The organism is Mesorhizobium sp. M7D.F.Ca.US.004.01.2.1 (assembly GCF_003997785.1).
GTDB classification, from domain to species: domain Bacteria; phylum Pseudomonadota; class Alphaproteobacteria; order Rhizobiales; family Rhizobiaceae; genus Mesorhizobium; species Mesorhizobium loti.
Map to the genome: position 1 here is coordinate 1 of NZ_RZRQ01000436.1, position 3,956 is coordinate 3,956.

Annotated in this window: 2 protein-coding genes; both read left to right on the forward strand. The window is 62.1% G+C overall.

Translation table 11 applies throughout. The annotated features are described in order from the left end of the window. Positions 1-1,139 (forward strand): DNA primase (locus tag EN993_RS32395; RefSeq protein ID WP_127265841.1); only part of this gene is annotated, 1,139 nt, incomplete at its 5' end. 420 nt (positions 1,140-1,559) lie between these two features. After that, on the forward strand, positions 1,560-3,581 hold the full coding sequence (gene rpoD / locus EN993_RS32400) for an RNA polymerase sigma factor RpoD (protein ID WP_109661301.1): 2,022 nt from the start codon (positions 1,560-1,562) through the stop codon (positions 3,579-3,581). Positions 3,582-3,956: the final 375 nt, after the last annotated feature.

A 3,956-nucleotide genomic window follows, 5' to 3' on the forward strand; every position in this document is an offset into this window, starting at 1 on the left:
ACATGGACGTGATCGCACTGGCGCAGGCCGGCTTCGAGAATGTCGTGGCGCCGCTCGGCACCGCGCTCACCGAGAACCAGCTCGAGCTGCTCTGGCGCATGGCGCCGGAGCCGATGTTGTGTTTCGACGGCGACAAGGCCGGGCTGAAGGCGGCGTGGCGGGCCGCCGACATGGCGCTGCCGTCGGTGCAGGCCGGGCGCTCGGCGCGCTTCGCGCTGTTGCCGGAAGGCAAGGATCCCGACGATCTGGTCAAGGCCGCAGGGCCGGATGCGTTCCGCATCGTGCTGGCCGAAGCACGGCCGCTGGTCGATCTGTTGTGGATGCGTGAGACGGCGGGCGGCGTCTTCGACACGCCGGAGCGGCGGGCCGAGCTCGAGAAGACCCTGCGCGAGCTGACCAGCCGCATCCGCGACGAAAGCCTGCGCTACCATTATCAACAGGAGATGCGCGAGCGCGTGCTGAGCTTCTTCGGCTCGCAGCGCAGTGCGCGCCAAGGGCGTCAAGATGGCGGCCGGCCAGGCGAGCGTGGCCAGGGCAAGGCGGCCGCTCCCGGCGGGCAGTTCGCCAAGCCTGGCGGCGGCCGCATGGCGATCACCGAAAGCCTCGGCCAATCCGCGCTGGTCAAGCGCGGCGGCGAGGGGATGTCGGTGCGCGAAGCGACGATCATCGTCGCATTGATCAACCATCCGGCACTGATCGACGAGAATTTCGCTCATATCGAGTTTCTCGATCTCGCCAACTCCGATCTGAGGCGGCTGCATGCGGCGATCCTCGATGCGATGGCGCATGACATGGCCAATGACCGTCAGGCCGTCATCGCGACGATCGAACGCGCCGGCTGCGCCGAGATCTGGGAGCGGGCCGTCGGCCTGATCCGGCGGATGCGGCAATGGCCGGCGCTGGAGACCGCTGCCCTTGAAGATGCCCGCGATGCTTTCAGCCAGGCACTGCACTTGCAGCGCAGCGCGCGCACCTTACATAAGGAACTGAAACAGGCGGAAGCGGCGCTCGCCACCGATCCCACAGACGAAAACTACCGGCACCTGATCGAAATTCAGGCGCAATTTCAGGATGTACAGGCGACGGAAGCGCTGATCGAAGGTTTCGGCGTGTCCTCGGGCAGGGCTGGGCGAGCTTAGTTTGAAGCGAGTGAGACGCGAAGGCGTCGTTGCGCGTCGAAATGGCGCGTAACGGGCTAAGTCGGGTAATTGATTCGCTTTTTTCATGCGAATCATGCGAGAGGCGCTTGACCTTCTGGCAGATTGGCGGAATCAGGACGATTCGAAACGTTAACCCGAACCCGCGTCGACGGGAAATAAGCGATGTGAGGGTACTGGTCACTGGACAGGCAGCCTGCCTGCCACAGATATCAGGGTTAATCTGGACTTAATGCATGTCGCCCAAAAGGGAAACCGGTTTGGGGCAACGACATTCACCAAACGAACGAGTTGATGCAGTTACTGGCCCGGTGAAGCGCGTTTCATAAGAGCGCATCCGATTTGACTGGTCCGACAGCTTACGCGGCTTCGATGTTCGGCCGCGAGGAGAAGATAAAGACTATGGCGACAAAGGAAAAGGAAGAGGTCGAAACCGAACGCGAAGGCGCCACCGATGGCCCTCTGCTCGACCTTTCCGATGATGCTGTCAAGAAGATGATCAAGGCCGCCAAGAAGCGCGGCTATGTCACCATGGACGAGCTGAATTCGGTGCTGCCCTCCGAGGAAGTGACCTCCGAGCAGATCGAAGACACGATGGCGATGCTGTCCGACATGGGCATCAACGTGGTCGAGGACGACGAGCAGGGCGAGGAGCCCGAGGCCGCCGACACGGCGGCCGATGCCGAGGAAGACGCCAACGAGCTGGCTGAGCAGACCGGCACCGCAGTCGCCGCCACCACCACCAAGAAAGAACCGACCGATCGCACCGACGATCCGGTGCGCATGTACCTGCGCGAGATGGGCTCGGTCGAGCTTTTGTCGCGCGAGGGCGAAATCGCCATCGCCAAGCGCATCGAGGCCGGCCGCGAGACGATGATTGCGGGCCTGTGCGAAAGCCCGCTGACCTTCCAGGCCATCATCATCTGGCGCGACGAGCTCAACGAATCGAAAATCCTGCTGCGCGAGATCATCGATCTCGAAGCCACCTATGCCGGCCCCGAGGCCAAGCAGGCGCCGGTGGTCGAGCGCATCGAGGAAGCCAAGGTCGAGGACAAGCCGCGCCGTTCGCGCGACGAGGAAGAAGACATCACCAATGTCGGCGCCGATACGCGCGGGCTGGTCGATGACGACGAGGAAGACGAGGACGAAGCGAGCCTGTCGCTGGCGGCGATGGAAGCGGAACTGCGCCCGCAGGTGATGGAGACGCTCGACGTCATCGCCGACACCTACAAGAAGCTGCGCAAGCTGCAGGACCAGCAGGTCGAGAACCGTCTGGCCGCGGCCGGCACGCTGTCGCCCAGCCAGGATCGCCGGCTGAAGGAGTTGAAGGACCAGCTGATCAAGGCAGTGAAGTCGCTGTCGCTCAACACGGCCCGCATCGAGGCGCTCGTCGAGCAGCTCTACGACATCAACAAGCGCCTGGTGCAGAACGAAGGCAAGCTGCTCAGGCTCGCCGAAAGCTACGGCGTGCGCCGCGAGGAGTTCCTGAAGGAATATCAGGGTTCCGAGCTCGACCCCAACTGGACGCGCGCGATCGGCAATCTGACCTCGCGTGGCTGGAAGGAATTCACCAAGAACGAGAAGGACGCGATCAAGGACCTGCGCGCCGAGATCCAGAACCTCGCCACCGAAACGGCGATCTCGATCCTGGAATTCCGCAAGATCGTCAACCAGGTGCAGAAGGGCGAGCGCGAAGCGGCGATCGCCAAGAAGGAAATGGTCGAAGCCAATCTGCGCCTCGTCATCTCCATCGCCAAGAAATACACCAATCGCGGCCTGCAGTTCCTCGACCTGATCCAAGAAGGCAATATCGGCCTGATGAAGGCGGTCGACAAATTCGAATACCGCCGCGGCTACAAGTTCTCGACCTACGCGACGTGGTGGATCCGGCAGGCGATCACCCGTTCGATCGCCGATCAGGCGCGCACCATCCGCATTCCGGTGCACATGATCGAGACGATCAACAAGATCGTGCGTACCTCGCGCCAGATGCTGCACGAGATCGGCCGCGAGCCGACGCCGGAAGAACTGGCCGAAAAGCTCGCCATGCCGCTGGAAAAAGTGCGCAAGGTGCTGAAGATCGCCAAGGAGCCGATCTCGCTCGAAACGCCGGTCGGCGACGAGGAGGATTCGCATCTGGGCGATTTCATCGAGGACAAGATGGCGATCCTGCCGATCGACGCGGCGATCCAGGCCAATCTGCGCGAGACCACCACGCGCGTGCTGGCCTCGCTGACGCCGCGCGAGGAACGCGTTCTGCGCATGCGCTTCGGCATCGGCATGAACACCGACCATACGCTGGAAGAAGTCGGCCAGCAGTTCTCGGTCACGCGCGAGCGTATCCGCCAGATCGAGGCCAAGGCGCTGCGCAAGCTCAAGCACCCGAGCAGGTCGCGCAAGCTGCGCAGCTTCCTCGACAGCTAAGGCTTGCTTGCGTGGGGGAGACAACGGAGAGACGACTGCCCCGCAGACGTCTCCACCGGTTGATCTTTTTCGGTGTGGCTGGCCTTGCCATTCACGGGTGGGTTCTCATTACGGCTATGAGCTTCGGCCATTCTTTTGTGCCGTCGCAAGCCTATGTGAGCGATCACGATATGATCGCGAAATCCGTAGCGATGGCGGTTACCTGTCTGGCGGTCCTTTTTTTCTGCCGAAAGTTTGTGAAGGACTTTCGAGCTATGCTGGAATTTGGGTGACGAGGCTGATCAAGCGGCGCTCTGTGGCTTCAGTTCAATGACCTCGATTCCGTCCTGGAACGTGGCACCTGCGATGAGTTTAGGCAACTGATTTTGTCCTTTC

Coding starts and splice junctions, on each gene's coding strand:
- rpoD (WP_109661301.1), top strand. CDS start 1,560: ATGGCGACAAAGGAAAAGGAAGAGGTCGAAACCGAACGCGAAGGCGCC.